The sequence below is a fragment of the Rhizobium sp. CB3090 genome (assembly GCF_029714285.1).
GTDB lineage: Bacteria > Pseudomonadota > Alphaproteobacteria > Rhizobiales > Rhizobiaceae > Rhizobium.
Genome location: NZ_CP121662.1, coordinates 1,482,426 through 1,495,783, shown reverse-complemented (window position 1 = coordinate 1,495,783; position 13,358 = coordinate 1,482,426). Strand labels below are relative to the sequence as shown.

Below are 13,358 nucleotides of genomic sequence, written 5' to 3'. Positions count from 1 at the left end.
CAAAACAAGGATCGCACCGATGTTGAAGACGGAACAAGAGACGACCGTTTTTTCGGATGAAGGCGACGATACTCTGGGCGGGCGCCTTTCCATGGCCCGCGACGCCGCCGGCATCAGCCTCGAATCGCTGGCAAGCCAATTGGGCGTCCGGCGAGAGACGATGATCGCCTGGGAATCGGACCGTTCGGAACCGCAACCATCCGTTCTGGTCAAAATGGCTGCCATGTTCGGCGTTTCACCGAGCTGGCTGATGACCGGCACCGGCGATGGACCGGGAGAGGACAGCGACCAACGCGCCCTGGAAGCCGTTAAGATCGAACTTTCTCGCCTGCGCTCCGCACATCAGGAAATCGGCCAGCTCATCGAGACGACGACCCGCCAGATCGAAAGGCTCGATCATCAGATCCGGCTGCGCAATGTCAGCAAGGATGTCGCGCACTAAGGCTCGTTGGCGGTTTCGCCGAATATCTGCTCGAAAGCTTCGCGCAGGCGGATATCCACATCCGCCATCATCACCGGCAGGCCGAGGTCGACGAGGCTGGTCACTCCATAGGCGGAAATTCCGCAGGGCACGATGCCCGAGAAATGGCCGAGATCGGGATCGACATTCAGGGACAGCCCGTGAAATGTCACCCATTTGCGCACCCGGATGCCAAGGGCTGCGATCTTGTCTTCAGCCGTAGTTCCGTCCGGCAGCAGCGGTTTCTCGGGACGGCGCACCCAGACGCCGACGCGATCCTCGCGCCGCTCGCCGCGGACATTCATCGAATCAAGGGTTCGGATGATGACCTCTTCCAACGCAGCGACGAAGGCGCGGATATCCTGGCGCCGGCGCTTCAGATCCAGCATGACATAGGCGACGCGCTGACCGGGGCCGTGATACGTGTATTCGCCGCCGCGCCCGGTGGCGAAGACCGGAAAACGATCTGGTTCGATGAGGTCGGCCGCATTGGCGCTGGTGCCTGCGGTATATAAAGGCGGATGCTCGACCAGCCAGACGAGCTCCGGCGCGAGACCTTCGCCGATCGCTGCCACCTCCTTCTCCATGGTCGCCACCGCTTCGTCATAGGGCACGAGACCATCGGCGATACGCCAGCGCACCGGCGGCGAGCCGGCAAACGGAAACATTTGATGTTGGAGATCGGTGCGTAGCATCAGCCAGTCCTTTGCGCCTGTTCGGCAGACAGCTCTCTTCAAAATTTGGCGCGCCGATAGGTTATCAACATATGGAGCTATTTGGACAGGAATTCAAACATCTACGAGACCGATGCCGTGAATCCGAAGGAGCGTTTAAGGGGGCTGTGTGGGAATGTTAAAAAAACTGACACATCGCTCTTGTGCCCCCCGAATGCTTTTGCTACATGCAGCCGCGCCGGAGCAATCCGGCCCTACCACGATGCGGTCGTGGCGGAATTGGTAGACGCGCAGCGTTGAGGTCGCTGTGGGGCAACCCGTGGAAGTTCGAGTCTTCTCGACCGCACCAACAAAACCCGCTTCGGCGGGTTTTTTGCTTTCTGGCGTTCGGTGTCCCGCGTTAGAACAATGCTTGAGACACATTGACCCTTCCCATCGCTCCAAAGGCAAGTTTCCAGCGTACTACTCGACGGGTGTAAACCTCGCTCGTTTTTGATTCGGCCTAAGCTTTGCCAGAAATGCCCCGGGTCTGTGGCCTTCGACAGAATCGCTCTCGTTTCTTTGGTGTAGACGGATTTGATTCGACGTGCCGGATTGGTCTTCAGCCGTAGCTTCAGTGTCCCGCGTCCCCGTGGAGCACGTTTGACTCCACCGGTGAGTCCAATCCTATCCGCACAACAAACGTGGACGGGTCACAAAAGTGCCGAGGCAACCCCTGTGCCACTTATAGCACGCGGCGCAGCGCACGCCTTGCGAAGCGGTCCTGGGGCCTGCGCGTCCAATACTGTAGCCAAGCGATTTGCCGTCGGCAAAATCAACCTTCATTTCGGCTTCGGGATGTTTGCCAGTGCGTACCCACTTAACAGTCGCTTTTGCCGAGCCGATTTCACTGCCTGAACAGAAGACGGGGAAGACCGCTTGGTCGTGCCGAAACGCGGAAGATTTCCCTGTGCACCAGACTTTGCCGGAATCGACTGTAAAAACTTGCCCCTCTTTTGTCGGTAGGGTAGCCCGGAAGCGATGCGCAGCACTCGCCCGGGCAGATGAATCTTGTCTATAGGACGCATCATCTCCGGTGGCGGCCTGGGACGTTGCGCTGAACGCCAAGAGCCCCATAAAAAACAAAAGAGACGGAGTTTTTCGCACCGATATTATTGCCCAGACCAATTGAAGACGTTTGACAAAAGCATTCTCTCGGATCCTCACAGAGTACGGAAGTGATAATGGATCAGAGCATATAGGAAAGCATCTCGTAAGCGTCGTCGAGAGCAGCTTCCTGCGTTCGAAATTTTCTGCTGGGCCGGCTTCTATCCTCATTCAAATGAATGACGTAGATCCATCGACCGAATCGCACTTCTTTTGTTTCGATTTTGTATTCAAAAGGAATTTCAATAGGTGACATTCGCATTTCATCTCTAAGCTTGCAATCAAAGAGATGGTTACTATTCGGTTAATGCACCTGCAATCGGAACCTCCGAAATTGGTTGATGGACGAGGTTAACGGCAGCGCAGCAGATGGTGTTTCGTCTCGTCGATTGTTTCGGCACCTCCTCCTGGCGATCGGCACCGCCACATCCTTTGACAGTTGCATCTCAGAGGTAAATTCTCTCTCTGATAGCTATTTCCGTACAGTTGCCGTTCATGTTCCTCCCCATATGGTGTCGTTGCTCGCCCGCGACTCGTGCGTCAATTGACAATCGAAAGGGCGGGGTGATTAATATTCGACATTCGTCATAGAGCGGAGGATTTGCCAATGACCAGTCGTGCCATCCTGTTGATGTCTTTTGCGTCTCTTGCAGTTGTGGGCTCGATGGCCCTCTCATCACCGGCTTCTGCGCTAACCATGAAAGAGTGCAGCACCAAGTATCAGGCCGCCAAGCAAGCCGGTACCCTGAACGGCCAGACATGGAATGATTTCCGCGCCTCGCAGTGCGCTGCCGATGCAAGCGCTGCTACCACGGCACCGACGACCACTGCGCCGGCAAAGACCACTGCCACTGCCAAGACGACGGCGGCTGCCGATGAGCCTGATGCCACCAAGCCGCCGGCCAAGGAGCCGCCGAAGGCTACCACCGTAGCGCCGGCCGGCGTGACCTTCCCGAAGGCCGTCGATCCGAAATATTCGAGCGAAACGCCCGGCAAGGGCCGCTTCCATACCTGCGTCGATGCCTATAACGACAACAAGACCAAGAACACGCTCAACGGCCTGAAGTGGATCCAGAAGGGCGGCGGCTATTACAGCCTCTGCAACACCAAGCTGAAGGGCTGATCTGCCGCTTCATGCATACAATACGGCGGGTGCCCCAAAGGCGCCCGCATTTTTATGTTCGGACATCCACGCAAGACGGGTCAGGCCTTCGCCTTCTCCCATCTCTTCACCAGCCGGTCGCGCTTCAATTTCGAAAGTCGCTGCAGCCAGAACAGACCGTCGAGCTGGTCGACCTCATGCTGGATGCAGATAGCAAGAAAGCCTTCGGCTTCGGCCTCGTGCGCCTGACCGTCGATATCCTGATAACGAAAGCGGATCGCTTTCGGCCTGACGATCTCGTCCGTAAAGCCGGGCGTGGAGACACTGCCCTCCATATGCCGCATCGTCTCCTCGGAAAACCAGATGATCTCCGGATTGACATAGGTGCGCACGCCATCCTCCCGGCTGAGTTCGAGCACGGTGATGCGCTGGAGCACGCCGATATGGGCGGCGGTGATTCCGACGCCGGGAGCGGCGCGCATGGTGTCCAGAAGATCGGTGGCAAGCTTGCGCAAGCCTTCGTCGAAAACGGAAACCGGAGCGCAGGGCGTTTTCAACAATGGGTCGGGGAAGCGGATGATGGGACGGACTGACACGGCTCTCTCTGTTAATGGGACGACATGTACGCAGCCTAAGGATAGGGGCAAGATGCCGCTGGCGCTACCGTCTTACAGACACGATACAAATTGTTAGCTTTCCCTCCTATCCAATTGTTGACAATCAGCTTTTTGCCGTCATTCTCCATGAACAGAAGCAGGATGGGAGGCGGCAAATGACGACGACCGACGAAGACGAACGCGTTGGCAGCGCTTCCGCGAAAACCAATCCCGACATCTACGACGAGGACGGCGTCGTCCGCTCCGATTTCCTGACCGACGTCAACGACGCAATCGCGCGAAGCGATATTCCGTTCCTGCAACAGAATGTCGTCCGGCTGCACGAATCCGAGCTCGGCGACCTCTTGGAATCGCTGCATCCGGACCAGCGACTGGCGCTGGTACAATTGCTCGGCGACGACTTCGACATGACGGCGCTGACGCAGGTGGACGACGCGATCCGTATGGAGATCGTCGACCAGTTGCCGAACGACCAGATCGCCGCCGGCATCGGCGAGCTCGATTCGGACGATGCCGTCTACATTCTCGAAGACCTGGACCAGGAAGATCGCGACGAGATCCTGTCGCAACTGCCGTTCACCGAGCGCGTGCGGCTGCGGCGCGCCCTCGATTATCCAGAAAGCTCTGCCGGCCGGCGCATGCAGACGGAATTCGTCGCCGTGCCGCCGTTCTGGACGGTCGGCCAGACGATCGACTATATGCGCGAAGAGGAGGAACTGCCGGAAGCCTTCACTCAGATCTTCGTCATCGACCCGACTTTCAAGCTGCTCGGCAGCGTCGACCTCGACCGCATTTTGCGGACCAAGCGACAGACGAAGGTCGAGAGCATCGTGCGCGAGACCTCGCATCCGATTCCGGCCGTAATGGACCAGGAAGAGGCCGCACAGGTCTTCGAACAATATGACCTTCTGTCTGCCGCCGTGGTCGACGAAAACGACCGCCTCGTCGGCGTGCTGACCATCGACGACGTGGTCGACGTCATCCATGAAGAGGCCGATGAAGACATCAAGCGACTGGGCGGCGTCGGCGACGAAGAACTGTCCGACAACATCACCTCGACGGTGCGCTCACGCTTTGTCTGGCTGGCGGTCAACCTGATCACGGCGATCCTGGCATCCAGCATTATCAATGTCTTCGACGGCGCAATCGAGAAAATGGTTGCGCTTGCCGTGCTGATGCCGATCGTCGCCTCGATGGGCGGCAATGCCGGCACACAAACAATGACGGTCACCGTCCGCGCCCTCGCAACCGGCGACCTCGACATCTACAATGCCTTCCGTGTCATCCGCAGAGAGGCGGGCGTCGGCTTTCTCAACGGCATCCTCTTTGCGATCATCATGGGCGCGATCGCCACCTTTTGGTTCCATGATTTCCAGCTCGGCATCGTCATCGCCGCGGCGATGATCATCAATCTCGTCGCGGCCGCCCTTGGCGGTATCCTGCTGCCTTTGGTGCTGCACCGATTCGGAGCCGACCCGGCCATTGCCTCGTCGGCGTTCGTCACCACGGTCACGGATTGTACGGGATATTTTTCGTTCCTCGGTCTGGCAACCTGGTGGTTTTCCATTCATTAAGGCCGCTAGTCCTTTGAATTCAGCACATCTTCTGAAGGTCGGAAGTCTATCGCCGGCCTGCTGAAATTGACTATTACGTAAAAGTCAATATTATAGGCTCTGGACCAGAGAGGCGGACTATTGTTGGACAGGTTTTATAGCATAACGGAGCTGACGCGGGAATTCGGCGTTTCCACCCGCACTTTGCGTTTCTACGAGGATGAAGGTCTTATCCATCCCGAGCGCAGGGGCCGCACGCGCCTTTTCCGGCCAGCCGACCGCCGCCTGATCCAGGAAATTCTGCGTGGCCGCCGCATCGGCTTCACCATTGCCGAAATCCGCGAGATCATTCAGGTCTACAAGGAGCCGCCGGGCGAGATCGGCCAGCTAAAGCTCCTGATGAAGCGCGTCGACGAGAAACGCGAGGAGCTGCGCCAGAAACGCAAGGATATCGAAGACACGCTGACCGAACTCGACAATGTCGAAGAGGCCTGCCTCGGCCGCCTGGCTGATATTGGCGTGGGGACGTGAAGACTTACGCTCAAGGTCGATTCATTCTGTTTTGATATGTATTTTACGATCTTCGTTGAAGAAGACTGTGTTGGGGAGTTTGTTTCATCTGAACAAACATCAGATGACCCTTATCCCTTATGCTTTCACCGTCGAGAAGAAGAGGAATCGCGGCTTTGTCGTCAGGCTCTGATATGCCTCCGGAAAAAGAGTTCTGGCTCGGTGGTCGGGCTGCGGCTCGCTTAGAGTATCGATCTGAAATCCAGCCGATTTAATCTCGTCGAACATAGTGTGCAGCGGCCGATGCCAGAAGCGCATCGCGATATCTTTTCCGCCACGCTGCCAAGTCTCATCAAAGCTATAAGTCTCGAAATAATTGTCTTTGCCAGTCAAATGGTGATCCATGAAGGGATGGTGGGTGGAGAAAATCAGTCGACCGCCTTGAGGTAGCAGACGGCTAAACTCCAGCAGAGGGATCGACCAGTCGGGTAGATAATGCATCACAAGTGAAGCGGTGATCAAATCGAAAGCGCCATCCTCGAAGGGCAGTGGCTCGTTCAGATCAGCCAGCAGCAGTCGCGCGCGTCCCTCAAGTCGACGTCGGGCGATTTGCAGCAAGCCGGCACTTAAGTCGATACCAGTCAGTATCGCTCCTCGGTCAAGCAATGCTGCGGCATGAGCCCCGCCGCCGCATCCCGCGTCGAGAACGCGAAGACCAGCGACGTCACCAACCAGCGAAAGAATAGCTGGCCGTTCGTAATATGCATTCCAAGCGTTAACCTCATTGTCGGCATCGTAAGCCGCCGCGAACGCATCATAGTCATTCTCCGGCAAGGTATTTCCCTCTTCAAAGCCTGTCGAACGATGAGTGCTCATTAGCTTCTGATACAACCAAGGCTTCATGCCGTGGCACTGAGGCTTAAATCCAGCGCCGCGTACGCTTGCAATAGAACTCGAATTCGCAGCCGAAGCGGGAGAGCAGGTGCATCTCCTCGCAGCGGATGACCAGCGGTGTGGTCAGCGCCGCCGCTACGGCGGCCATGGCGACGAACCAGAGATTGCCGATCATCAGGCCGAGGCCTGCCGTCAGCAGGGTGTAGCCGAGATAGGTGGGGTTGCGGGTGAAGCGGAATGGTCCCTTGGTCACCAGATGCGCCGTGCAGCGCTGCGTCAACACGGTCGTACGACTTTCGAACAGCGTCTTCACTGCCCAGACATTCAGCGTCACCGCGGCAATCGTCAAAAGAGCGCCAATACCCCAAGCGATAACGGCCCCTGGATAGGGGAGCCGCACGGGATAGTCCTTATTCAAGTAAAGCGCTGCTATAACTGCAAGACTATAAATTAAAGGCGGCCACGGAAAACTCAGCGACTTGGAACGATAGGCATTCATAGAATAACCCTGTCATTGCGCTTGCTCCGAGCACTGTAATGCGATTCGGTTTATTCGTTCATCGCCATCTGCTTTGATCGCCCCGGATTCCAGGGGTAAAAAGAGGTTTTGCGCCTGCAGTTTGTCAAGCGTGCACTGGCAAAAGCTGCGGCACATGGTTTCGCTGCCGGACCGTACGCAAGAGGCCTGGCATTGCTTGAGATAGCCGAGCGTAGGGTCGGGAGTCGGTGCGGGCGCGACCAGCGAAAGAAGGTAGACGAGACCGAAGAGCACCGGCTGGTGAACGAGGTAGAAGATCAGGCTGTGGCGGCCGACGCGGGCGATCAGGTTGCGGCCGGGACCAAGCTTTGCCAGTGACCGAAGCCACCCAAAGGACATGGCCAGTTGTGCGATGCCGAGCCCGAAAAGGAACGGCGTCAGCCAGGGGAAAACCGGTACGTAGTCATTCGATCGCGGCAGGTTTTCCGACAAGCCGAGCCAATAGAGCCAGGGCACATCGAAGACAGCGGAATGTAGCGAAAACGGCGCGATGACATTATCAACGACAATGCCGGCGCCAAGCAGCACGGCTATCAGCAGCGTCGCGAAAGCCGGCAGGCGCAGGAAGAGCAGGCCGATGATGCTGGCGGCGGCGATGCTGTGAAGAATGCCGAAGAATATCCATTCGTCGCGCATGCCGATGAAGGTGACGATGGAGATCGCAACCGCGGCGGCCACGATCACGCCGAGGCGCTTGAAATAGGGCCGCCAGCGGATTTCGGGCGTGTTGGCAAGCACCAGGCTGAAGCCGGCGAGAAACAGGAAGGTGCTCGCGATGGCGCGGGCGTAAATTTTCAGCCAGCCGGTCTCCGCCGTGCCCGCTTCGAGATAGCCGAAAAACTCGAAATCCCAGGTGCAGTGATAGCTCGCCATCGCCAGAAGGGCGATGCCGCGGGCCGTGTCCAGAATGCCGATGCGGGGCATCTTCTGCGGTGCATCGATGCTCTCGGCGATAACGGCCATTGGCAGGTCCTTCCAGGCATGAATTCAAATCGTCGGCGCCGACTTGATTACCGCCAACGTGGCGATGTCATGGCACATCGATATCCATGATGGCCAGACGCGCATCGGAAAAAAACTGCCGGCGGATCAGGACGATGATGATGAAGACCGTCGTGACGATGAAGACGTAGGGACTGAGGAACCAGCCGAGATAGCCGATCGATAGGAAGATCGCTCTCAGGCCAGCGTTGAAGTTGCGCGCGGCAATGACATTCATGCGGATCACCCGTTCGGCGGCGCGTTCCGCCCGCACCGGATCGAGCTCGGCTTCCGCCAGCATCGGCAAGGAGCCGAAGAGGATGGTGCAATAGTTGAACAGACGATAGGCCCAGCCGAATTTGAAGAAGGCATAGCCGAACAGGCAGGCAAGTCCCGCCACCTTGATTTCGAAGGCGGTGCGGCCACCGTTGAAGACGAAGGGCAGGTCGGAAAAGAAGGCGTTGACCTTGTCGGTAGCACCGAGCAAGGCGAAGCAGCTACCAATGGCGAAGATCGACGTAGAGGCGAAGAAACCGGTGCCGTTCTGCAGACCGGACAGAATCTGCGTGTCGATCATCTTCAAGTCGCGGCGAAGCGAATTGTAGATCCATTCACGCCGGCGCTCGTTCATGGCCAGCGTCAGGCTGGTGCGGTTGAAGAAGCGGGCGCTACTGACGATCCAGTTGTGCGCGGCCCAGAGGAGAATGAAGAGGGCGAGGGCGACATAGTCGGCGGTCGTCATGAAAGCAGATTCTCCAAGTCTATTTGCCGGCGACTGTAGCGTACGTCCATTGGGGCGCAATGGCCTTATGTTTGCGCAGCATCGTGCCTATATGTAATGTCGCAAGCATGAAATCCGATGTCGGTGGATCGCTATGCGGGGTTGCTCCGATGGCGTAGCTTCGCCGTTCGCATGATTTGCCGAGGAGGCACCAAAGGTCCATGTTTCTTTCAGTTTTCGATGTTTTCAAGATCGGCGTGGGGCCTTCCAGTTCGCACACGATGGGTCCGATGTCGGCCGCCAATCGCTTCCTCGATCTCGTGCTGTCAAGCGAATGGCCGCGGCCGTCCTCGAATGTGCATGTGGATTCGATCAAAGTCAGCCTGCACGGCTCGCTCGCACATACCGGCATCGGGCACGGTACGGGCAGGGCGGTGATCCTTGGTTTGATGGGCGAGCGGCCAGATTCGGTGGACCCCGATCGAATGGATGCCATCATCGAAGAGGTGGAGCGTACTGGGCGCATCATGCCGCCGGGCCATCCGACCTATCAATTCCAGCCGAAAACCGATCTGATCTTCGACAAGAAGGTACCGCTGCCGGGCCATGCCAACGGCATGAGCTTTTCCGCCTTCGACAAGGACGAACGCCTGCTCGTCAAGCGCATCTATTATTCCGTCGGCGGCGGCTTCGTCGTCACCGACACCGAGCTCGAACAGATGCGCGCCGATAAGAAGAAGGCCTCCTCCGGTGAGCGAATTCCGTTCCCCTTCGCCACCGCCAAGCAGATGCTCGAAATGGCCGAGCGCTCAGGCCTTTCGATCGCGCAGATGAAGCGCGCCAATGAAGAGACGCGCATGAGCAGCGAGGAGCTCGACGCCGGGCTCGACCGCATCTGGGCGGCGATGAATAGCTGCATCGATCGCGGCTTGAAGGTCGAAGGCATCATGCCGGGCGGCCTGAAGGTGCGCCGCCGGGCGCGAGCAATCCACGACAAGCTGCAGGAAGAATGGCGCAGCAACCGCATCAATCCGCTGCTCGCCAATGATTGGCTGAGCGTCTATGCCATGGCAGTCAATGAGGAGAATGCCGCGGGCGGGCGAGTGGTCACAGCGCCGACCAATGGCGCAGCCGGTGTCATTCCGGCCACGATCCGCTACTACCAACATTTCCATGAGGATTGGGATCAGGACGGCATCCGCAACTACCTGCTGACCGCGGCTGCCGTCGGCGGCATCATCAAGCATAATGCCTCGATCTCCGGCGCCGAAGTGGGCTGTCAGGGCGAGGTGGGCTCGGCGGCCGCGATGGCGGCTGCGGGGCTTGCCGCCGTGATGGGCGCGACGCCCGCACAGATAGAAAACGCCGCCGAGATTGCGCTGGAACACCATCTCGGCATGACCTGTGACCCTATCGCCGGCCTCGTGCAAGTACCCTGCATCGAGCGCAATGCGCTCGGCGCAGTCAAGGCAGTGACGGCTGCATCGCTCGCCATCAAAGGCGACGGTCAGCATTTCGTGCCGCTCGATGCCTGCATCGAAACCATGCGGCAGACCGGCTACGACATGAGCGAGAAATACAAGGAAACGTCTACGGGCGGGCTCGCGGTGAATGTCGTCGAGTGTTGAGTGTGGAAGCCTCACTCTAAAAGCTTGACGCTGCCCGCCAAAAGGATTTCAACGGGCGGCATGGCTTTGCATCTCATCAAATTATGCGTTGGCGCCGACTCTCTCGATGATCTGCGCGAATGGGTTTCCGAACGGGCGATGAGCGCCATCGCCGCCGGATTGGAGCCGCACACCACCCATACGACCCGGATGGTGCCGAAGCGTATGGAAGAGCTACTGGACGGCGGGTCGCTTTATTGGGTGATCAAGGGGCAGGTGCAGGCGCGACAGAAACTGCTCGGCATCGAAACCTTCACAGACGTTGACGGCATCCAACGTTGCCGACTCATCCTCGATCCAAGCGTCGTCGAGACCGCTGGCCAGCCGCGCCGCGCCTTCCAGGGCTGGCGATATCTGCCGCAAGAGGATGTGCCGCGTGACCTCGACAGCCTTGGTGGTGTCGCTGAACTTCCCGCAGACTTGAGGCGGGAACTTTCGGAATTGGGATTGCTTTAGCGCAATCGCATCAACACCGGAGCTTGGCCGTTCGGCGCTGTGATGTGCAGGTGGATGTGGGCTTCCGGTTGAGAATAGCGCCAGGCGCGGGCTCCGTGGCAGAGCAGGATGCCGATCAGGTCTTTCGTTTTGTTGCGCGAGCGCGACCTGTTGAGGCCAAGATCGGCTAACCGCATGGCTGCCTCATGCAGCGGATGAAGAGCAAAGCTCTTCGATTTCGTCTTTCCCCCGCCATCGAGCGAGAAACCCGGAAAGTTCTCGTTCATCGCCATTTTCACACCCCGTAACACATTACAAACTCAGGGCCGGCCCCTAGTTATACGTGGCCGGAAGAACCGGATTCCGCGACCCGGAATCCGGTAGATCTTCGAACGATGCGGCACGAAAAACCGTGTCACGTCCTTATTCCAAGCTCGCCCAGCACTTCATGCCGGCTTTCTTGAGAGCTTTGCAGGCGTTGACAGCCGCATTCTGGTCCTCGAAACCGCCGAAACGAGCGCGATAGCCGCCATCAAAGGCAAGCGCATAGGGTTTGGCCAAGCGCAAAGCCTTGCCGCCCTTGCTCTTGGCGGTATCGAGCAGATCGTTGGCGCCGTCCTTGCTGGAGGAAATGCCGATCTGAACGACCCAGCCGGTCGGGCCGGTCTCAGCCTTGCTCGCCTTGGCAGCCTTCTCGGGCTTTTCAGCCTTTTCCGTCTTTTCAGCCTTTTGGGTCTTGATGATCTTGGTATCGGATTTGGACGTAGACGCCGTCGTGACGGAATCGACTTCATCCGTGTCGTTTTCATCCGCAAGTGTCGATGCCGGCTCGATTGAAGCGACTTCATCGGCTGCAGCGCGTTGCTTCTGCCTAGTCGCAAGCAGCGGATTGCTCGACTTTGGCGTTATCGCCGCAAAAGCCGCAGCGCTGGACGGCTGCTGATCGTCGTCAGCCTCGGCGGTCTCGTCTTTGCTCATCTTCACGTTGCCGGCAGCCGCCATGCGGGCGCTTGCAGCCTGAACGTCCGGCGCTTCCGCGGTCGTCTGAGCGACCACGTTAGAGGCGATATGCTTCGCGGACGCTTGTGGCAGATAGGTGGCGATCAGCTTGCGCATCTGGTTGTCGCGTGCGGGCGTCGAGGCGCCGCCGAGCACGACGCCGACGATCGACCGGCCGTCGATCTTTACCGAAGTGGCGAGATTGTATCCGGCAGCACGGGTGTAACCCGTCTTGATGCCGTCGACACCACGAACCGAGCCGAGCAGATGGTTATGGCCCGGGATTACTCTGTTGCCGAGACGAAAGCTCGTCTCAGAGAAGAAGCCGTAATATTGCGGGAAGTGCTCACGCAGCGCGATACCCAAACGGGCCTGATCGCGCGCCGTCGTCATCTGCGCGGTATTCGGCAGGCCGTTCGGATTGCGATAAGTCGTGCGCGTCATTCCAAGCGCGCGGGCCTTGTCGTTCATCATGCGGGCAAAGTTATCTTCCGAGCCGCCCAGCATTTCGCCGAGCGCCATCGCCGCATCATTGGCCGACTTGGTGACGATGCCGAGGATCGCCTCCCGAACGGTAACAGACCGGCCGGTACCGATGCCAAGCTTGGTCGGGGCCTGCGAGGCAGCGTTTTTCGAGAAGACGACGGGAGTATCGAGTGTGATCCGACCGGCTTCAAGCGCCTCGAAGGTCAGATAGACAGTCATCATCTTGGTCAGCGAGGCGGGGTAGTGAAGCGTATCCGCATTTTCGCTGTAGAGAACATTACCCGTGTTCGCATCAATGACTATGCCCGCGTATTTCGGGCCTCCGGCCGCATCAGACACATCGACGGTAACCGTTACCGTCGCAGTCGTGATTGCCAAACCGAACAGCGCCCTCGCCAAAAACTTGCCGGAGTTTGATGAGGATGCGGAAAAAATTGATCTGGACACTACTTCACTCTCTGCTTGCATTTACGTTCTCGATTATCCGGCCGCCGCCTCCATGAACGCCCGTTGAGGTCCAAGAGTAGGGGCTTAGCGTTACCAATCGGTTTATGATGAACAGTTGGTTTCAAGTT

At 58.2% G+C, this 13,358-nt stretch carries 14 protein-coding genes and 1 tRNA gene; 7 read left to right on the top strand and 8 right to left on the bottom strand.

What is annotated here, in order from left to right; all coding sequences use genetic code 11:
- Positions 1-19: 19 nt before the first annotated feature.
- A complete protein-coding gene (locus tag QA646_RS07285) occupies positions 20-442 on the top strand; it encodes a helix-turn-helix transcriptional regulator (RefSeq protein WP_028753292.1) in 423 nt (140 codons plus the stop codon).
- Here the strand turns inward: QA646_RS07285 and lipB are convergent.
- The gene (lipB, locus tag QA646_RS07280; RefSeq protein ID WP_283058372.1) at positions 439-1,155 is read right to left on the bottom strand and encodes a lipoyl(octanoyl) transferase LipB; all 717 of its coding nucleotides are present in this window, start codon (positions 1,153-1,155) and stop codon (positions 439-441) included. The two genes, QA646_RS07285 and lipB, sit on opposite strands and share 4 nt — an antisense overlap.
- Positions 1,156-1,398: 243 nt before the next feature.
- On the opposite strand from lipB, the gene QA646_RS07275 reads away from it, so the two are divergent.
- Positions 1,399-1,483: transfer RNA gene (locus QA646_RS07275), tRNA-Leu, on the top strand.
- 1,404 nt (positions 1,484-2,887) lie between these two features.
- Positions 2,888-3,403: a hypothetical protein gene (locus QA646_RS07270; protein ID WP_283058371.1), complete on the top strand. Its 516-nt coding sequence runs from the start codon at positions 2,888-2,890 to the stop codon at positions 3,401-3,403.
- An 80-nt stretch (positions 3,404-3,483) separates the two neighbouring features.
- Here QA646_RS07270 and QA646_RS07265 read toward each other — a convergent pair whose 3' ends face one another.
- The gene (locus tag QA646_RS07265) at positions 3,484-3,978 is read right to left on the bottom strand and encodes a peptide deformylase (protein ID WP_283058370.1); all 495 of its coding nucleotides are present in this window, start codon (positions 3,976-3,978) and stop codon (positions 3,484-3,486) included.
- 176 nt (positions 3,979-4,154) lie between these two features.
- On the opposite strand from QA646_RS07265, the gene mgtE reads away from it, so the two are divergent.
- Positions 4,155-5,573: a magnesium transporter gene (mgtE, locus tag QA646_RS07260; RefSeq protein WP_283058369.1), complete on the top strand. Its 1,419-nt coding sequence runs from the start codon at positions 4,155-4,157 to the stop codon at positions 5,571-5,573.
- A 123-nt stretch (positions 5,574-5,696) separates the two neighbouring features.
- Positions 5,697-6,083 (top strand): MerR family DNA-binding transcriptional regulator, encoded by a 387-nt coding sequence (locus tag QA646_RS07255; RefSeq protein WP_283058368.1) that lies wholly within the window; start codon positions 5,697-5,699, stop codon positions 6,081-6,083.
- Positions 6,084-6,200: 117 nt separating this feature from the next.
- On the opposite strand, the gene QA646_RS07250 is transcribed toward QA646_RS07255, so the two are convergent.
- The 4 genes from QA646_RS07250 to QA646_RS07235 form a co-directional block, all read right to left on the bottom strand.
- Complete coding sequence (locus tag QA646_RS07250) at positions 6,201-6,896, bottom strand: class I SAM-dependent methyltransferase (protein WP_283058997.1); 696 nt, start codon at positions 6,894-6,896, stop codon at positions 6,201-6,203.
- An 85-nt stretch (positions 6,897-6,981) separates the two neighbouring features.
- Positions 6,982-7,455 (bottom strand): isoprenylcysteine carboxylmethyltransferase family protein, encoded by a 474-nt coding sequence (locus tag QA646_RS07245; protein WP_283058366.1) that lies wholly within the window; start codon positions 7,453-7,455, stop codon positions 6,982-6,984.
- A 12-nt stretch (positions 7,456-7,467) separates the two neighbouring features.
- Positions 7,468-8,457 (bottom strand): DUF1624 domain-containing protein, encoded by a 990-nt coding sequence (locus QA646_RS07240; protein WP_283058365.1) that lies wholly within the window; start codon positions 8,455-8,457, stop codon positions 7,468-7,470.
- 67 nt (positions 8,458-8,524) lie between these two features.
- Positions 8,525-9,217 carry a DUF599 family protein gene (locus QA646_RS07235; RefSeq protein ID WP_283058364.1) on the bottom strand — a complete coding sequence of 231 codons (693 nt, stop codon included), beginning with the start codon at positions 9,215-9,217 and terminating at the stop codon, positions 8,525-8,527.
- Positions 9,218-9,417: 200 nt separating this feature from the next.
- On the opposite strand from QA646_RS07235, the gene QA646_RS07230 reads away from it, so the two are divergent.
- Positions 9,418-10,824: an L-serine ammonia-lyase gene (locus QA646_RS07230; protein WP_283058363.1), complete on the top strand. Its 1,407-nt coding sequence runs from the start codon at positions 9,418-9,420 to the stop codon at positions 10,822-10,824.
- 60 nt (positions 10,825-10,884) lie between these two features.
- Positions 10,885-11,319 carry a DUF1489 family protein gene (locus QA646_RS07225; RefSeq protein ID WP_283058362.1) on the top strand — a complete coding sequence of 145 codons (435 nt, stop codon included), beginning with the start codon at positions 10,885-10,887 and terminating at the stop codon, positions 11,317-11,319.
- Here QA646_RS07225 and QA646_RS07220 read toward each other — a convergent pair.
- Both QA646_RS07220 and QA646_RS07215 read right to left on the bottom strand, forming a co-directional pair.
- On the bottom strand, positions 11,316-11,591 hold the full coding sequence (locus QA646_RS07220; protein WP_283058361.1) for a hypothetical protein: 276 nt from the start codon (positions 11,589-11,591) through the stop codon (positions 11,316-11,318). The two genes, QA646_RS07225 and QA646_RS07220, sit on opposite strands and share 4 nt — an antisense overlap.
- Before the next feature lie 130 nt (positions 11,592-11,721).
- Positions 11,722-13,251: a serine hydrolase gene (locus tag QA646_RS07215; protein WP_283058360.1), complete on the bottom strand. Its 1,530-nt coding sequence runs from the start codon at positions 13,249-13,251 to the stop codon at positions 11,722-11,724.
- Positions 13,252-13,358: the final 107 nt, after the last annotated feature.

Excerpts from the sequence above, each read along its gene's own strand:
- QA646_RS07285 (WP_028753292.1), top strand. The coding sequence starts at position 20 with ATGTTGAAGACGGAACAAGAGACGACCGTTTTTTCGGATGAAGGCGAC.
- lipB (WP_283058372.1), bottom strand. The coding sequence starts at position 1,155 with ATGCTACGCACCGATCTCCAACATCAAATGTTTCCGTTTGCCGGCTCG.
- QA646_RS07270 (WP_283058371.1), top strand. The coding sequence starts at position 2,888 with ATGACCAGTCGTGCCATCCTGTTGATGTCTTTTGCGTCTCTTGCAGTT.
- mgtE (WP_283058369.1), top strand. The coding sequence starts at position 4,155 with ATGACGACGACCGACGAAGACGAACGCGTTGGCAGCGCTTCCGCGAAA.
- QA646_RS07245 (WP_283058366.1), bottom strand. The coding sequence starts at position 7,455 with ATGAATGCCTATCGTTCCAAGTCGCTGAGTTTTCCGTGGCCGCCTTTA.
- QA646_RS07240 (WP_283058365.1), bottom strand. The coding sequence starts at position 8,457 with ATGGCCGTTATCGCCGAGAGCATCGATGCACCGCAGAAGATGCCCCGC.
- QA646_RS07235 (WP_283058364.1), bottom strand. The coding sequence starts at position 9,217 with ATGACGACCGCCGACTATGTCGCCCTCGCCCTCTTCATTCTCCTCTGG.
- QA646_RS07230 (WP_283058363.1), top strand. The coding sequence starts at position 9,418 with ATGTTTCTTTCAGTTTTCGATGTTTTCAAGATCGGCGTGGGGCCTTCC.
- QA646_RS07225 (WP_283058362.1), top strand. The coding sequence starts at position 10,885 with ATGGCTTTGCATCTCATCAAATTATGCGTTGGCGCCGACTCTCTCGAT.
- QA646_RS07220 (WP_283058361.1), bottom strand. The coding sequence starts at position 11,591 with ATGGCGATGAACGAGAACTTTCCGGGTTTCTCGCTCGATGGCGGGGGA.
- QA646_RS07215 (WP_283058360.1), bottom strand. The coding sequence starts at position 13,251 with ATGCAAGCAGAGAGTGAAGTAGTGTCCAGATCAATTTTTTCCGCATCC.